This is a genomic window from Delftia deserti (assembly GCF_042653485.1).
Classification (GTDB): domain Bacteria; phylum Pseudomonadota; class Gammaproteobacteria; order Burkholderiales; family Burkholderiaceae_C; genus Comamonas; species Comamonas acidovorans.
Genome location: NZ_JBHSIH010000001.1, coordinates 836,127 through 851,851, shown reverse-complemented (window position 1 = coordinate 851,851; position 15,725 = coordinate 836,127). Strand labels below are relative to the sequence as shown.

Here is a 15,725-nt window from a genome sequence, read left to right as displayed (position 1 = left end):
ATGCAGACGCAGGAACTGGAAACCCCAGAGGGCTGCGGCCCGAGCACGTTCAGGCCCATGCCCATGCCCTGGTCCCGCCGCGCCTGGCTGCGGGGCGGCTGTGCCGCGGGCCTGGTGGCCGCGCTGCCACCGCTGGCCCTGGCGCAGGGCAGCCGGCTGGACAAGCCCGTGCGCATCGTCGTCGCCTACGGAGCGGGTGGCGCCTCGGACAGCATTGCGCGCTATGTGGGCGAGGCCATCGCCCAGCGCGGCGGCAAGCCCGCCATCGTGGAGAACCGGCCCGGCGCGGACGGCAACATCGCCGCCGAGTATGTGCTGCGCGCGCCCGGCGATGCCTACAACCTGCTGGTGTCGGGATCGTCCACGCATGCGGCCAACGCCACCATCTACCGCAAGCTGGGCTATAGCCCGCAGGGCGATTTCACGCCGCTGGCCACCATGGCGACCACGCCCTATGCCATGCTGGTCAACCCCCGGCGCATCGCCCAGGCCACGGCGACCGACTTCCTGGCCTGGGCGCGCAGGGAGGGAACGCAGCTGTCCTTTGCCAGCGCCAATGTGGGCGGGCGCATCGCGGGCGAGCGCTTCAAGCAGCTCACCCGGATCAATGCCGTCAACGTGCCCTACAAAAGCAGCGCCCAGGCCATGACGGACCTGATCGGCGGGCAATTCGACTACTACTTCTGCGACATGCTCACGGCGCTGCCCCAGGTCAAGGCCGGCACGGTGCATGCGTTGGCCCTGTCCAGCGCCCAGCGCATACCCAGCCTGCCCGATGTGCCCACCGTGGCCGAGCTGGGCTACCCCGACTTCGACGTGAGTTCCTGGATCGCCGTCTGGAGCGCCAGGGCCGCCACGCCGCCCGCCGTCTCGGTCCTGCTGTCGCAATGGGTGGGCGAGGCCCTGTCCGGCGCGGCGGGCAAGGACTTCCTGGTCGGCAAGGGACTGGTGCCCACGCCCGTGTCGCCCGAGCACCTGCTCTTCCTGCAGGAGCGCGATACCCGGCTGTGGGGGCGGATCATCACCGAGGCGGGCATGACGGCCCCCTGAGCCGGGGCAATGCGCCATGGCGACTCAACGCGGAGCGATCAGATGAAGCACCTTTCTTGCACTGTCGTCCAGCGCGTCGGCGCGCCAGTAAAGGTGAAACCGCATGGGGGCGAGGGCGGGCAGGCGGACCTGGGGGTCGAGCACGCGCACGTCGGGGGCCAGCATCTCCACCGTGCGGGCCGTGATGCCCAGGCCCGCACGCACGGCGGCACGCACACCGGCCAGGGTGGAAGTCTGGAAGGCCGCATGCCAGCCGATGCCGGCCTCGTCCAGGGACTGCACCATGCTGCTGCGAAACGGGCAGGCGTTGTCCATGAGGATCAGCGGCACGGAGCTGCCGGCCTGGTGGTGGTAGCGCGCACCCGCGATCCAGGCCACGGGCGAGGTACGCAGCACCAGCTGCTCGAAGCCCGCATGGGCGGCAATGTCCACCAGCAGGTCCACGTCGCCCCGGCGCAGCGCCGAGGCCAGCCAGCGGCTGCGCCCCACCTGGATGTCGATGCTGAGCTTGGGAAAGTTCTCGGCGCACAGCTCCAGGTAGGCGGGCAGCAGGGCGTCCAGCGCGTCGGCGCAGACGCCTATGCGCACCGGGTGGGAGAAGGTCTCCTCGGTGATGGCGCGGTAGGCCTCGTCGTTGAGGCTGACCATGCGCCGCGCGTATTCCAGCAGCCGCGCGCCCTCGGTCGTGAGGCGCTTGCGCCGGCCCACGCGCTCGAACAGCGCGCAGCCCAGCAGGGCTTCCAGTTTTTGCATCTGCTGCGAGACCGCTGCCTGGGTGCGGTAGACCTTCTCGGCGGCATTGGTGAAGCTCTCGCGCTCCGCCACGGCCACGAAGGTGCGCAGCAGGCTGATGTCGAGGTTGCGGGCCGTCATCGCGTGGCCGCTCCCTGCCATGTGGTCGGGTGCACCTTGTCTCCTTGCCGGCCTTCAAAGGCCTTCTTTCTTGTCTGAACGCCGCATTCCATCGGAGGAAACCATGTCCGACGCCATCCTAGACCAGGCCGCGCCCGCCTGCGTGCTCCGCACCATAGACGGGCCTGTCTGCACCATCCACCTGAACCGGGCCGAGGCCCGCAACCCGCTGGGCGCGGACACGGTGCAGGCGCTGTCCCAGGCCGTGCGCGAAGCCTCGCAGGCGCCAGGCGTGCGCGCCATCGTGTTCACGGCCGCCGGGACGGCCTTCAGTGCCGGAGGCAACCTGGGCAATCTCCAGGACCGGCTGGACGCGCCGGCAGGACGCGATGGCCGCGACCCCATCGCGGCCGGCAATCGCCGCTACGGGGACTTCCTCACCGAGCTGTCCCGCGTGCCCCAGGTCACCATGGCCTGTGTGCAGGGGCCGGCCATGGGCGGTGGCGCGGGCCTGGCCTGTGCGGTGGACATCGCGATAGGCTCGCCACTGGCCCGGTTCGGTTTTCCCGAGGCGTCCATCGGCCTGGTGCCCGGGCAGATCCTGCCCTTCGTGGCCGCGCGCCTGGGCCTGCAGGCGGCGCGCCGCCTGGTGCTGACGGCAGAGCGCATCGATGCCGCCGAGGCCCATCGCATCGGCCTGCTCGACTACCTGGCCGAATCGCCGCAGGAACTCATGCCCCTGGTCCGGCGCGTGTTGCGCTCCATCGTGGCCACCGCGCCCCAGGCTTCGGCCGCCACCAAACGCCTGCTGGGCGGGCTGCCCGTGGCGCCGCTGCCGGCCAGCGAGGCGCTGCAAGGCTACCTGGACGCGGCCGCCGACCTGTTTGCACGGCAGATGCGCTCGGAAGCGCCCGAAGGCGTGGCTGCCGCACGCGAGCGCCGGCCGGCCAGCTGGAACCAGGCTGCTGGCTTGAACCTGGGCATTTGAAACACTCAAGGAGACTTGCGATGGCTGCCATGGACGGACTCAAGGTGATCGATCTCTCACGCGTGCTCGGCGGGCCGCTGTGCGCGCAGATCCTCGGCGACCACGGTGCCGACGTGCTCAAGATCGAAGGCCCCGACGGCGACGAGACGCGGACCTGGGGCCCGCCCTTCGACGCGGCCGGCATGGCCTCCTACTTCGCGGGCATCAACCGCAACAAGCGCACGGTCTGCCTGGACCTGTCGCGGGCCGAAGGGCGCGAAGTCGTGATGCGGCTGCTGGAAGACGCAGACGTGCTGATCGAAAACTTCAAGGTCGGCACGCTGGAGCGCTGGGGCATGGGCTACGCGCAGGTGCTCAAGGACCGCTTTCCGCGCCTGGTCCACTGCCGCGTGACAGGCTTCGGCGCCACCGGCCCGCTGGGCGGCCTGCCAGGCTACGACGCGGCCGTGCAGGCGCTCAGCGGCCTCATGAGCATCAATGGAGACCCCGATGGCGTGGCCACGCGCATGGGCGTGCCCATCGTGGACGTGACCACGGGCCTGAACGCCGTCATCGGCATCCTGATGGCGCTGCACGAGCGCGAGCGCAGCGGCCTGGGCCAGTCGGTGGAATCGGCCCTGTACGACAGCGCCATCTTCTCGCTGTACCCGCACTCCATCAACACCTTGTTCACGGGCCGTGCACCCCAGCGATCGGGCAACGGCCATCCCAACATCGCGCCCTACGACACCTACGCCACGGCCACCGACCCCATCTACCTGGCCGTGGGCAACAACGGCCAGTTCCAGCGCCTGTGCGAAGCCGTGGGCCATGGCCACCTGTCCAGCGAACCACGCTATGCCACCAATGCACAGCGGGCCGTGCACCGCTTCGAACTCAAGCGCGACCTGGAGGCCGCCTTTGCCCGCTTCGATGCGCAGGCGCTGTTCGAGAAGCTGGTCGCCACGGGCGTGCCCTGCGGCGTGATCCACAACGTGGTCGAGGCCCTGGACCATCCCCACACCGCCCATCGCGGCATGGTGGCGGAGGTGGACGGCTTCCGTTCCGTGGCCTCACCGGTCAAGCTGGACCGCACCCCGGCCAGCTACCGCCTGCGGCCCCAGGAAATAGGCAAGAGCAGTGTGCAGGTGCTGGCGGAGGCCGGGTTCACGGCCGGGCAGATCGGCCAGTTGCTGGACAGCGGGGTGCTGCGGCAGTCGGCAGGCCCTGCAGCCGCTCCGGCTGGTGGTTGAAAAATTGCACAAGATCCGAAACGGTATGGACACGCCCGTAGCAGGGGTTGGTCTGGGTGTCATCCAGGCAGCGGCCCGTGCGGCGGGCGATGGCGGGGACAAGCTCCATGTCGAGGGTGTCGTCGTCGATTTCCAGTTCCTTGCCGAGCCGGTCCGATGCGCGTACGGGAAAGCCCGCTCGGCTGCCACGCAGTTCATGCTGGATCTGTTCATGGACGGCGCGCACCACCAGTGGGTCCGTGCTGCGCAGGTCAAAGGAGCGCGCAAAGCCGCAGATCGACTCTCCCTCACGCATTGCGGCAATGGCCTGCAGCCTGGTCTTGTGGCGGCTGCTCGTCCAGGCCGCGAAACCAGCCACCACCGTGATCACCACGACTGTGCCGAACGGATGGCGCACCATGGCCGCGCCCATGCCGCAGGCAAGGGCGGCAATGAAGGCTCCACATGCCATGCGTTGCCAAAGGCGCGCTGGAGGCTGTTCAGGTGGTGGCAGCGGCTGCCGTCGGGAGGATGGGCGCATGCCGGCCAATTCAGTGGCTTCCTCCAGAACACGGCAGTGTTGTGCCTGTGTCCGGATTGAGGCTTCCCGCCCGGATGCCGGCCACGATGAAGGTCACCAGGTATTCGGCCTTGTGCTCTATGTCACCCGCGCGGATGGTGCCGGCCGACAGGCGTTCAATGCGCCGATCGAAGACGCTCATGACCAGGGCGCCCACGGCGAACAGATAGGCCCAGTGCGCGTAGTCGTGGTTCTGTCGGGGCAGGGCCTGTTCTATGGCGCGTATGAACTCCATGCCGAACGGGTCGAAGTAGTCCTGCACGATACCGCGATCGGCCTCACGCGGATCGGAGGTTTCGCGCGCGATCAGCCTGGCGTAGGCCAGCCCGGCCTCGCTGCCCTGGGCCTGCATGACGGGCAGCACAAAGGCGCGCACGATGTGCACCAGCGGGTCCCCACCGGGCGCCAGGGGCTGGCGCAGCGCGGCCAGGCGGGCATCCAGCACGGCCTTGTAGCGGTCGAACAGGGCGCGGTACAGGTTCTGCTTGGTTTCAAAGTGGTAGACGATCAGCGGCAGTCCGACCCCGGCCGCCGCGGCGATGTTCCGCATGGACACACCGTCGAAACCGCCTTCGGCGAACAGGCGCTCGGCCGCGTCCAGTATGCGTTCGCGCTTGCTCACGGAGGTGCCGCTTTGCAGGGGCTCCGGGGCTTTTCTCGTCTTCGGCGTCGATCTGCCTTGCATGCGTCTTCCTTGGTGCAGGCGCGATTGTAGGGAAACGGGAGCATGCGGGCCTGACGGCGCCCGACTTGAGCATGCGTGGCAGAGGCTCATGGTTGTCCCTATGAAAAAACTGACTGTACGATCGTACAGTTTGCACAAACAAGCCACTACCTCATCGGGAGACAAGACCGTGAACTCTTCATCCAGCGCCCTGAAGTGGCGTGTGCTGATCGGCTATTTCCTCAGCTACATGTTCGATGCCGTGGACATCATCATCCTGGCCATTGCCATGCCCTCCATCACGGCCTCGCTGCAGATCGGGCCCACGCAGGCGGGGCTGCTGGTGACGGCGACGCTGCTGGGCATAGGGCTGAGCGGCGTGGTGATGGGGCCGGTGGCCGATGCCCTGGGCCGCCGCAAGGCGCTGCTGCTTTCGCTGGCCAGCTTCGGCCTGCTGACCATGGCCATCGCAGCCGCCACGGACTGGCGCCAGATTCTGGTGCTGCGTTTCCTGGCGGGCCTGGGCCTGGGCAGCGTCTGGAGCACGGCGGCCGCCCATGTGAACGAGACCTGGCCCGCGCACCAGCGCGGCCGGGCCACGTCCTTCGTGCTCAGCTCGTTCTCGGTGGGCGCGGCACTGGCGGCGACAGCCGCGGCCTATGTGCTGCCCGCGCATGGCTGGCGCGTGCTGTTCTTCGTCTGCGGCGCGGCGGTGCTGATCGCCATCGCCTATGTCTGGCTGCGCGTTCCCGAGTCCCAGGCCTGGCTGGAGCAGCGCAGGCAGCGCGGCGGTCACGGCCTGGCCACCGCTGGTGCGTCGGGCGCCGCCGCGCCGGGGCTTGCGGCGCTGTTCGCCCCGGACCTGCTGCGCGTCACGGTGCTGGGCACGCTGACGTCGGCCCTGGCGCTTGCGGCCTACTGGGGCGCCAGCACCTGGCTGCCCACCTTCCTGGTCAAGGAACGCGGCCTGGACGTGGGCACCATGGCGCGCTTCATGGCCTTGCTCAACGTGGGCATGTTCGTGGGCTACAACGCCTTCGGCCTGATCGCCGACCGCATCGGCAAGCAGCGGGCCGTGATCCTGTCGCTGGTGGGCACGGGGCTGGCGTTGCCGCTGTACATCCAGGCCACGGACCACACGGTCCTGCTGTGGCTGGGCCCGGCGTTCGCCTTCTTCATGGCCTTTGCGGGGCTGATGGGCTCGTATTTCGCCGAGCTGTTTCCCACGCAGTTGCGCGCCACGGGCACGGGCTTTTGCTTCAACGTGGGGCGCGGCATTTCCGCTTTTGCGCCGCTGGCGCTGGGTTCGCTTTCGGCCAGCCTGGGCTTTGCCATGGGGATTGCGCTGTGCGGCGGCCTGTTCCTGGTGGCCGCCGTGGTGGTGGCCCTGCTGCCGCGCGACGGCGCCGTGGCCGTAACCACAGCCTTGCCCGCGCGTTGAGTTCCAGACCTTTTCTTTTATTCCAACCCGAGGAGACCCCACCGTGCCACGCCGCTTTGTAGACCTGTCCATCTATCTGGAGAACGATGTCGTTTCCGATCCGCCGGCCTTCAGGCCCGAGATCCAGTACTTCACGCACGAGAACACGGTCGAACAGATCGAGCCCTTCTTCCCGGGGCTGCGCAAGCAGGACCTGCCCGACGGGGAGGGCTGGGCCGTCGAGAAGGTCACGCTGTCCACCCACAACGGCACGCACCTCGATGCGCCCTTCCACTTTCACAGCACCATGGACAAGGCGCTGGGGAAGAAAAAGCCCGCCATCACCATTGACGAAGTGCCGCTGCAGTGGTGCTTCCAGCCCGGCGTGAAGCTGGACTTCCGCCATTTCGAGGATGGCTATGTGGTGACGGCCGCCGACGTCGAGGCCGAGCTGCGACGCATAGGCCATGCACTGCAGCCGCTGGAGATCGTGGTGGTCAATACCCGAGCGGGCAGTCGCTATGGCGGCAATGACTATGTCTCGTCCGGCTGCGGCATGGGCTACGAGGCCACCATGTACCTGCTGGAGCGCGGCGTGCGGCTGACAGGCACCGACGCCTGGAGCTGGGACGCGCCCTTCGTCCACACGGCCGAGAAGTACGCGGCCACGCACGATGCCAGCCTGATCTGGGAAGGCCACAAGGCCGGGCGCGACATCGGCTACTGCCACATAGAGAAGCTGCACAACCTGGAGGCGCTGCCGCCGGACGGCTTCTACATCAGCTGCTTTCCGCACAAGATCCGTGGCGCCTCGGCCGGCTGGACGCGCGCCGTGGCGATCTTCGACGAGGCGCTGCAGGCGCAGACTGCCTGAGGGGTGCCATGATCGAGCTTGACCCCACCCATGAAGCCGGCGCGCGCAGCTGGCTGGAGTCGGCCCAGGCGGCCGGTACGGACTTTCCCCTCCAGAACCTGCCGTTCGCGGTGTTCCGCCCGCAGGGCACCGGGCAGGCCTTTCGCGGCGGCGTGGCCATAGGCGACCAGGTGCTGGACTTGGCCGCGCTGGGCTCCGCGGGCGTGCTGGACGGCCTGGCGGGGCAGGCGCTGGGCGCGGCGGCGCAGCCGGCCCTCAACGACTTCCTCGCGCTCGGGCCGCAGGCCTGGCGTGCGCTGCGGCATGCGCTGTTCGGCCTGCTCCACGAACAGGCCGGGGCCGCGCGCGTTGAACAGGTACGCCGCTGCCTCGTGCCCCAGGCCGATGCCGAGTACACGCTGCCCGCGCGCATAGGCGACTACACGGACTTCTACACCTCGCTGGACCATGCGCTCAACTGCATGCGCATCATGTATCCCGATGCGGACGTGCCCGCCAACTTCCGCTGGCTGCCCCAGGCCTACCATGGCCGGGTGTCCTCCATCGGCGTCAGCGGCCAGCGTTTCCACCGCCCCATGGGCCAGTTCCTGCCGCCTGGCGGCTCCACCCCGGTGTTCCAGCCTTGCGCACGCATGGACTATGAGCTGGAGCTGGGATTCTGGATAGGGCAGGGCAACGCGCAGGGCCGGCCCATCCCGCTGGCGCAGGCCGAGCAGCATGTATTCGGCATCAGCCTGCTCAATGACTGGTCTGCGCGTGACATCCAGGTCTGGGAGATGGCGCCGCTGGGGCCTTTCCACGCCAAGAACTTCGCCACCACCGTGTCGCCCTGGATTGTGACGCTGGATGCACTGGCGCCCTTTCGCACGGCCTGGACACGGCCTGCCGGAGATCCGCAGCCGCTGGCCTACCTGGAGTCGGCAGGCAACCGTGCGGCCGGCGCGCTGGACATCCAGCTAGAGGTGTGGATTCACAGCGAGCAGGCGCGCGCCCGGGGCCGAGGGCCGGCCCGGCTGTCCGGCACCAGCTTTCGCCACCAATACTGGAGCATGGCCCAGATGGTGGCCCACCACACGGCGGGCGGCTGCAACCTGCAGCCGGGCGACCTGATAGGCAGCGGCACGATTTCGGGCCCAGGCCCTGGCGAGGCGGGCGCCATGATCGAGCTGGCCCGGGGCGCGCAAAGCCCCGTGGACATCGGCGGTGGAGAGCAGCGCGGCTTCCTGCACGATGGCGACACGGTGCTGCTGCGCGGCTGGTGCGAGAAGTCCGGAGCCGCGCGCATCGGGTTCGGGGAGTGCCGGGGGACGGTGCAGGCGGCGAGGGAGCAGGGATAGCTGCCGCAGGGACGCTGGCACAGGAACGGCTTGTTCGAGCCGGTACACCCTCGCCGCCGTCCCGCTGAACAGCAGGGCCTTCTCGTCCGGCGACATGCCCGTCGCAATGCGCTTGAAGGCATTCCACAGCACCTGGTAGCTGCAGGTTCCCTTGTCCACGGGGAAGTCGCTTTCGAACATGCAGCGTTCTGGGCCGGAGAGGTCGATGCAGGCGCGGATGTACGGTCCCCAGGCCATGGCCAGTTCCAGGGAGTTGGGTGGCTGGTGGCGCAGGTCGAAGGCGATGACGCGAAAGCGCCGCGTGATCTCCTCGTCGCACATCAGGTGGCGGAACAGGCGCGCGTCGGCGCCGGCGGTGTGCAGGCATAGCAGGGGCGCGCCCTGGCCGCTTTCCTCGAAGTGGATGCGGTGCGACTGGCCGAGGATGTCCACATGGACGTATCGACCGACGATGGGTTCGATGCATGCGTTCATGGCTGGCCTTCCACCTGCATCTCGCCGCGCTTGGTCAGCGCGAACAGGTCGTGCCAGCCGGGCTCGGGCACGGGCTGCCACAGCGCCTGCCAGGCGCGGGCGCTGCCGCAGATGGTGAGCAGCCGCTCCTGGAACAGCGGAAAGCGGCGCTGCACGGCGGCGATGCGGCCAGCTTCCAGGCGCAGCAGATGGGGTGTGTCGCCGATCTCGACGAGCAGCGCGCCCGTCAGCGTGCGGCCACGGTGGACCAGGTGGGCGTCGGCATTGACGGCCGGTGCGATGTGCGCAAAGCGCTGGTTCAGCAGATGCGTGTCAGGCGTGTCCATGGCGTGTTGTTCCCGGTGGCCCGTCAGCCGATGGCGGCGCCCGACTGCCTGACGATGTCCTGCCATTTGCGGGTTTCGGCCTGCATGAAGGCATCGAACTCGGCCGGCGTGCTGGACACGACTTCGCCGCCCAGGTCGATCAGCCGTGCGCGCAGCTCGGGCTGGCCGACCACGGCGCGCAGGTCCTGGGCGATGCGTTCGCGCAGTGGCGGTGCCAGCGAGGCCGGCGCGAGCACGCCGAACCAGGTGGCGGCCTCGAATCCGGCCAGGCCCGATTCGGCAAAGGTGGGAATGGCGGGTACCTTCTCCACGCGGCGGCCGTTGGCCAGGGCGATGGCCTTGAGCCGGCCCGAGGCGATATGCGGCAGCACCACGGTGAGGGTGGCGAACATGGCGTCCACCGAGCCGCCCATGAGGTCGGTGATGGCCGGGGCGTCGCCCTTGTAGGGCACATGGACCAGGCGCGACCGCGTGGCCGTGTTGAACATTTCGCCGGCCAGATGCTGGGCCGTGCCATTGCCGGGCGAGGCAAAGCTGGCCTTGTCCGGTTGGGCCTGCGCATGGCGGATGAAGCCGGCCAGGTCGCCGACGCCCAGGTCCGGGCGCACCACCAGCACCAGGGGCACCTTGGCGATCAGGCTCAGCGCCGCAAAATCCTTGAGCGGGTCGTAGTCCAGCTTCTTGTAGAGGGTGGAGCTGATGGTGTGGGCCGAGGTGGTCATGTACAGCAGATGCCCGTCGCCCGGGCCGCGCGCCACCTGGGCCGCGGCCAGCGTGGTGCCGGCGCCGGGGCGGTTGTCTATGACCACGGGTTTGCTCCAGCGCGCATGCAGCTTCTCGGCCACGGCGCGGGCCACGATGTCGGTGGCGCCGCCGGCCGCATAGGGCACGACCATGCGCACGTTGTCCGTGGGGTAGCTGGCGATGCGGTCCTGCGTGCGTTCCTGGGCGTGGACCAGGGCCGGGTGCAGTGCAGGCGCCAATGCGGCGGCCAGACCGCAGCGCAGTGCGCGGCGGCGTGTGGGGAATGGCATGTCTGTCTCCTTGGGGTTCTTGTCTTTTCCGTGCTGCCGCCCTGCGGTCAGTGCTGGCCCGCGATCAGCCGGCTGATCACAGGGTGGTACTGCTCGCCCAGGCCGCTGTCCAGGGCCTGGGCAAACCAGGCATCGACCACGGCGGCGCCACGTGCGTCCACGCCGGCTTCCCGGGCGAGCTGCAAGGCATACGTCAAGTCCTTGCGCGCGTAGCGCACCGAGAATGCGCGCTCGGGGAACTCGCCCGGCAGCACGGCCTTCATTCCGTGGTTGCGCAGGGCAAAGCTGTCGGCCGAGCCCTTGGACAGGGTCTCGAACAGCACGGCGGGATCGACGCCAGCCTTCTCGGCAATGGCCTTGGCCTCGCTGAAGGCCACCACGGTCTCGAACAGCACCATGTTGTTGAGGATCTTGAGCACCTGGCCGCAGCCCACGGGGCCGCACAGCGCGATGTCCGAGGCGAAGGTGGCGATCAGCGGGCGCAGGGCCTCGAAAAGGGCGGGCTCGGCGCCTACCATCACGGCCAGTGTGCCGGCCTCTGCCGCGGCGCGCGTGCGGGCCACGGGCGCGTCGGCAAACTGCACGCCGCGTGCCTTGAACTCCAGGGCCAGGGCGCGCGTGGTGTCCACGGGGGAGGTGCTCAGGTCCACGAGGGTCTGGCCTGCGCGGGCGGATTCCAGCAGCCCGCCCGGCTCGCGGCACAGCCGGGCCACGACCTCGCCCGAGGGCAGGGACAGGAAGACGGTGGCGGCGCACGCCATCACTTCGGCCGCGCTGGCTGCGGCCTGCACGCCATCGGCGGCCAGGCGCTGCAGGGGCGCGGGGTCCAGGTCGAAGGCGACCACGGGGGCGCCGCTCTTTTTTGCCAGGTTGCGGCAGATGGGCTCGCCCATCACGCCCAGGCCGATGAAGCCGATGGTGTTCTTGTCGTCGGGGGTCATGTGCTTGTCCTTGCTCATTCCATGGCGAAGTAGATGCCCTTGGGCTGCTGGTACAGGCGCATGCCGCCCACGCCTTTTTCGCGGCCCAGGCCGCTGTCCTTGAAGCCACCGAAAGGCGTGGCCACCGACAGCTGCTTGTAGGTGTTGATCCAGACCGTGCCCGCCTCCAGCGCGCGCGCCACGCGCCAGGCGCGCCGGTAGTCGGCCGTCCATACGCCCGAGGCCAGGCCGAAGGCACTGTCGTTGGCCTGGGCGACGAGGTCGTCCTCGTCATCGAAGGGCAGCACGCACAGCACGGGGCCGAAGATTTCCTCCTGGGCGATGCGCGCGCTGTTGGAAATGCCGGCGATCACCGTCGGTAGGTAGTAGGCCCCCGCACCCAGGTGCGATGCGTCGGGCCGTGCTCCGCCCGCAAGAATCTCGGCGCCCGCTGCGCGTGCCGCTTCCACCATGCGCTCCACCCGGTCGCGCTGGGCAAAGCTGGCCAGCGGCCCCATCTGGGCGCCGGGGGCATCGGGCCGGTCCACGCGCAGTGCGCGGGCACGCTCCAGCAAGCGGCCCACCACCTGATCCAGCACGGTTCGCTGCACGAACAGCCGCGAGCCCGCCACGCAGGACTGGCCGCTGCCCTCGAAGATGCCGTCGGCCACGGCTGCCACGGCGGCGTCCAGATCCGCATCGGCAAACACGATGTGGGGTGACTTGCCGCCCAGCTCCAGCGCAACGGGCATGAGCTTGCGCGCCGCCACCTCGGCGATGCGCCGGCCGCTTTCCGTGCCGCCCGTGAACGACACCATGCGCACCAGCGGATGGGCGACCAGGGCGCCGCCGGCCTGGGCGCCCGTGCCCGGCAGCACATTGAGCAGGCCCGGCGGGAGACCTGCCTCCAGCGCAATGCGACCCACGGCCAGGCCCGTGGACGGCGTGACCTCGGAGGGCTTGAGCACCACGGCATTGCCGGCCGCCAGTGCCGGGGCGATCTTCTGGGCCTCCATGGTCAGCGGCGAGTTCCAGGGGGTGATGGCGGCCACCACGCCATAGGGCTCGTAGGCCGTCATCGACAGGTAGCTGCCGCGCGGCGGCGTGACCTCGGCGCCCGTGGCCTCGCAGACCGCGCCATAGTAGCGGAAGGTGGCGGCAGCGCTGTGCACCTGCTTCACGCACTCGCTCCAGACCTTGCCGTTTTCCTGCATCTGCAGCCGTGCCAGCCGCTCGCTGTCGCGCTCCATGCGTTCGGCCATGCCGTGCAGGATGCGCGCCCGGTGCATGGGCAGCATCTGCGCCCAGCTGCGCTGGCGCACGGCCTGGGCAGCATTGCAAACGGCTTCGTCAACCAGCGCCGCGCCGGCCGCGGCCACCTCGTGGTTGGGAGCGCCCGTGGCCGGGTTGACCGAAAGCAGCGCAGCGATGCCTTGCTCGCCGCCGCGGTCCTGCCCGGCGATGAGCAAAGGGTGGGGTTGTGTCATAAAAGTTCTTTCAGAGAAAACAATGGTTCTGTTTTTGCGAATTCTAGGGTCGATGTCGCAAAAATCAGTATTGGTGTTTTCACTGTCAGAACTTTTGTTCTGTTTTATGAATATTCCTGGCGGTAAAAGCGGCAGGCAGGCAAGCACGGGCAGCGCACCGGGCGCCAGGCCGGGTGCGCAGGAAAGACGGGAAGAGGAGGAGGGGAGAAGCTGCGCCGCGTGCGCAGAAAGGCCGTGGTCGTCAGGCCAGAGGCCAGTTCCCGCCCAGGCTTTCGGTGGCGCGCCGGGCAGCGCCCATCACCAGGGATTTCATGCCTTCAACCGCCAGCTCGGAAAAGCGCTCCAGCGGCCCGGACACCGAGATCGCACCCAGCAGCGAGGCCGACGGCCCGAACACCGGCGCCGCAATCGCACCACACAGCGGATCGCGTTCGCCGAACGAAGTGAAGATCAGATCGGCCTGCGTGGGGGACGCCGGCAGGCCCGCCTCCAGCGTGGTGATGACCTTGCCCGCCGCACCGCGCGCCAGCGGCAGCAGATCCCCCACGCGCACGCGGTCCAGCGTGGAGTGGTGGGAGTCCAGGCGCATGACGCAAAGCCGGTGCTGCTGATCATGACGCACGTGGAAGGACGGGCTTTCCGTTCCCTGGTCCACCAGCCACTGCAACACGGGCTCGATGGCGCCCTGCAGGCCATGCGTCTGCTCGAAGGAGCGTCCCAACACAAAGGCCAGCGGTCCCAGCGCGTACTTTTTGTCCGCCCGGTGCATCACCAGGCCCGCGCGCTCCAGCGAGGCCAGCAGGCGCAGCAGCGTGCTCTTGTACATCTGCGTGATGTGCGACAGCTCCGTCAGCGTCAGCCCCCGGTTGGCATGGGCCAGGGCCGTTGCAATGTGCAGCGCGCGGTCTACGGCCGCGACGCCGTCGTTCTTTTCGGTGGCTTCGGCGGGGGCAATGGTGGACATGGAGTGTCAAAAAAGCGGGGTGTTTGCACAAGGTACGGAAGGCCGATCGTATGCCGGCTTTGGAGCGCTGCAGGCCTTGCAGGTGCGCCGTCCTGGCCAACTCCGTTCTTTGTTCTGTAGTCCTGGGGTTGATACCTAATGTCTAAGCATGTATAGACAACTAGAGTCATGCCACACCAAGGAGATGCAAATGAGGCGAGACAGACTGTTCCGGGGCTGGTACATCGTGGGCGCCGTCCATGTGCTGCTGGCGCTGATCTTTGGCGCGGCCTATTCGTTCGGGGCGTTTTTCGCCAGCATCCAGGCCCAGTTCGGTGCCAGCAGCTTTTCCACGGCCTCCATTTTTTCCCTGACGGCCCTGATCTACTACGGCGTAGGCGTGTTCTCGGGCGCATGGAGCGACAGGACCTCGGTGCGCACCGTCACCTCGGCCGGCATCGTGCTGCTGGCGCTGGGCTTTGTGGCCAGCAGCCTGCTGTCGTCATCGCTGGTCCTGTTCCTGGGCGCCTTCTGCATTCTGGTCGGCCTGGGCGTGGGCCTGGTGTATGTGCCCGCCGTCTCCACCATTGCACGATGGTTCGTGCTGCGGCGCAGTTCTGCCTCCGGCATAGCGCTGGCGGGCACCGGGCTGGGTACCCTGCTCGGTCCCGTGGTGGCGGGCGCACTCATGGAGCACCTGTCCTGGCAACTGACCATGCAGGTCTATGCCGCAGCCATTGCACTGGCCGGCCTGGCTGCTGCGGCCAGCCTGCGCGACCGGCCTGAGGAACTGGGGCTGCATCCCGATGGCGTGCCGCATTCGGGTGTCCCTGCTGCCGGGCAGTCCGCCCCGGGCATGGACCTGGCCCAGGCGGCGCGGCAGGCCCGGTTCTGGTGGTATTTCGCGGCCATCTTTCTGGGCTCCATCGGCCTGTTCCTGGCCCTCATCCACATCAACCCGCTGGCACGCCAGCAGGGGTTGTCTGCCGCGCAGGCCAATGGGTTGATCGGACTGATCGGCGTGGGCAATGTGCTGGGGCGCCTCGCGCTGGGCCGGCTGGGCGACAGGATGGGGGCGCTGCGCTTTCTGCTGGTGCTCACCGTGTCCCTGGCCGTGCTGTGCGGGCTGTGGTCCATGGCGCGGGGCTTCGTGGCCCTGGCCGGTTTTGCGCTGGTGTTCGGCGCGGCCAACGGCGGCTGCATCGCGCTGTATCCCGCCGTGGCCGCGACCTGGTTCGGCACGCGGAACCTGGGCGCCATTTTGGGGGCGCTGTATGTGGCGGTCGGTATCTCGGCCATGGCCGGGGGCAGCCTGGCGGGCTGGCTGTTCGATATCTGGGGTGGCTACACGCCGTCCATCCTGCTGGCCGGAGCCAGCGCTGCGCTGTCGGCCCTGGCGGTGTGGCGTGCCGAATGGGCCGGGCGCGGTTAAGAAAACCTTGCGCAGGCGTGGCTCGCAGGGATGGCCTCCTGCCGCAGTTCCGGGCGATACATGCTCTGCGAACGGCCGTCGCCGCACCTGCACCGGAGGCGGCCTGGGCTCTTCATGGGAAAGGCCCTGGCTC

At 68.6% G+C, this 15,725-nt stretch carries 15 protein-coding genes and 1 pseudogene; 7 read left to right on the top strand and 9 right to left on the bottom strand.

Features of this window, described 5'->3' with window-relative positions; genetic code table 11:
- Complete coding sequence (locus tag ACFPFG_RS04055) at positions 1–1,050, top strand: Bug family tripartite tricarboxylate transporter substrate binding protein (protein ID WP_380105182.1); 1,050 nt, start codon at positions 1–3, stop codon at positions 1,048–1,050.
- A gap of 24 nt (positions 1,051–1,074) precedes the next feature.
- Here the strand turns inward: ACFPFG_RS04055 and ACFPFG_RS04050 are convergent, their stop codons facing one another.
- Positions 1,075–1,923: a LysR family transcriptional regulator gene (locus ACFPFG_RS04050; protein ID WP_380105180.1), complete on the bottom strand. Its 849-nt coding sequence runs from the start codon at positions 1,921–1,923 to the stop codon at positions 1,075–1,077.
- Positions 1,924–2,026: 103 nt separating this feature from the next.
- Between ACFPFG_RS04050 and ACFPFG_RS04045 the strand changes: the two genes are divergently transcribed.
- Both ACFPFG_RS04045 and ACFPFG_RS04040 read left to right on the top strand, forming a co-directional pair.
- On the top strand, positions 2,027–2,890 hold the full coding sequence (locus tag ACFPFG_RS04045) for an enoyl-CoA hydratase/isomerase family protein (protein ID WP_232245851.1): 864 nt from the start codon (positions 2,027–2,029) through the stop codon (positions 2,888–2,890).
- Between the two features lie 20 nt (positions 2,891–2,910).
- Entirely contained in the window at positions 2,911–4,122 is a 1,212-nt protein-coding gene (locus ACFPFG_RS04040) for a CaiB/BaiF CoA transferase family protein (RefSeq protein ID WP_380105177.1), read from the top strand.
- On the opposite strand, the gene ACFPFG_RS04035 is transcribed toward ACFPFG_RS04040, so the two are convergent.
- Entirely contained in the window at positions 4,037–4,573 is a 537-nt protein-coding gene (locus tag ACFPFG_RS04035; RefSeq protein ID WP_380105175.1) for a hypothetical protein, read from the bottom strand. The genes ACFPFG_RS04040 and ACFPFG_RS04035 overlap by 86 nt on opposite strands.
- A 79-nt stretch (positions 4,574–4,652) precedes the next feature.
- Positions 4,653–5,366, bottom strand: coding sequence for a TetR/AcrR family transcriptional regulator (locus tag ACFPFG_RS04030; protein ID WP_380105173.1), 714 nt, complete (start codon positions 5,364–5,366; stop codon positions 4,653–4,655).
- A 169-nt stretch (positions 5,367–5,535) separates the two neighbouring features.
- Here ACFPFG_RS04030 and ACFPFG_RS04025 point away from each other — a divergent pair, with 169 nt between their 5' ends.
- Genes ACFPFG_RS04025 through fahA form a run of 3 tightly spaced genes read left to right on the top strand, consistent with a single transcriptional unit; the run spans position 5,536 to position 8,976 of the window.
- Positions 5,536–6,786, top strand: a complete 1,251-nt coding sequence (locus ACFPFG_RS04025; RefSeq protein ID WP_197956586.1) for an MFS transporter — start codon at positions 5,536–5,538, stop codon at positions 6,784–6,786.
- 43 nt (positions 6,787–6,829) lie between these two features.
- Entirely contained in the window at positions 6,830–7,639 is an 810-nt protein-coding gene (locus ACFPFG_RS04020) for a cyclase family protein (protein ID WP_183019198.1), read from the top strand.
- Between the two features lie 8 nt (positions 7,640–7,647).
- Positions 7,648–8,976 carry a fumarylacetoacetase gene (fahA, locus tag ACFPFG_RS04015; RefSeq protein WP_183019199.1) on the top strand — a complete coding sequence of 443 codons (1,329 nt, stop codon included), beginning with the start codon at positions 7,648–7,650 and terminating at the stop codon, positions 8,974–8,976.
- 33 nt (positions 8,977–9,009) lie between these two features.
- Here the strand turns inward: fahA and ACFPFG_RS04010 are convergent.
- The 6 genes and pseudogenes from ACFPFG_RS04010 to ACFPFG_RS03985 all read right to left on the bottom strand — a co-directional run.
- Positions 9,010–9,255: pseudogene (locus tag ACFPFG_RS04010) on the bottom strand (amidohydrolase family protein); the annotation flags it as partial.
- Between the two features lie 191 nt (positions 9,256–9,446).
- Positions 9,447–9,776, bottom strand: coding sequence for a hypothetical protein (locus ACFPFG_RS04005; RefSeq protein ID WP_197956585.1), 330 nt, complete (start codon positions 9,774–9,776; stop codon positions 9,447–9,449).
- Between the two features lie 23 nt (positions 9,777–9,799).
- Complete coding sequence (locus tag ACFPFG_RS04000) at positions 9,800–10,810, bottom strand: tripartite tricarboxylate transporter substrate binding protein (RefSeq protein ID WP_183019201.1); 1,011 nt, start codon at positions 10,808–10,810, stop codon at positions 9,800–9,802.
- 47 nt (positions 10,811–10,857) lie between these two features.
- On the bottom strand, positions 10,858–11,751 hold the full coding sequence (locus ACFPFG_RS03995) for an NAD(P)-dependent oxidoreductase (protein WP_183019202.1): 894 nt from the start codon (positions 11,749–11,751) through the stop codon (positions 10,858–10,860).
- Between the two features lie 14 nt (positions 11,752–11,765).
- Positions 11,766–13,217 (bottom strand): aldehyde dehydrogenase, encoded by a 1,452-nt coding sequence (locus tag ACFPFG_RS03990; protein ID WP_380105170.1) that lies wholly within the window; start codon positions 13,215–13,217, stop codon positions 11,766–11,768.
- A 241-nt stretch (positions 13,218–13,458) separates the two neighbouring features.
- Complete coding sequence (locus ACFPFG_RS03985; RefSeq protein WP_380105168.1) at positions 13,459–14,181, bottom strand: IclR family transcriptional regulator; 723 nt, start codon at positions 14,179–14,181, stop codon at positions 13,459–13,461.
- 190 nt (positions 14,182–14,371) lie between these two features.
- Between ACFPFG_RS03985 and ACFPFG_RS03980 the strand changes: the two genes are divergently transcribed.
- Positions 14,372–15,592, top strand: a complete 1,221-nt coding sequence (locus ACFPFG_RS03980; RefSeq protein ID WP_183019205.1) for an MFS transporter — start codon at positions 14,372–14,374, stop codon at positions 15,590–15,592.
- Positions 15,593–15,725 lie beyond the last annotated feature (133 nt).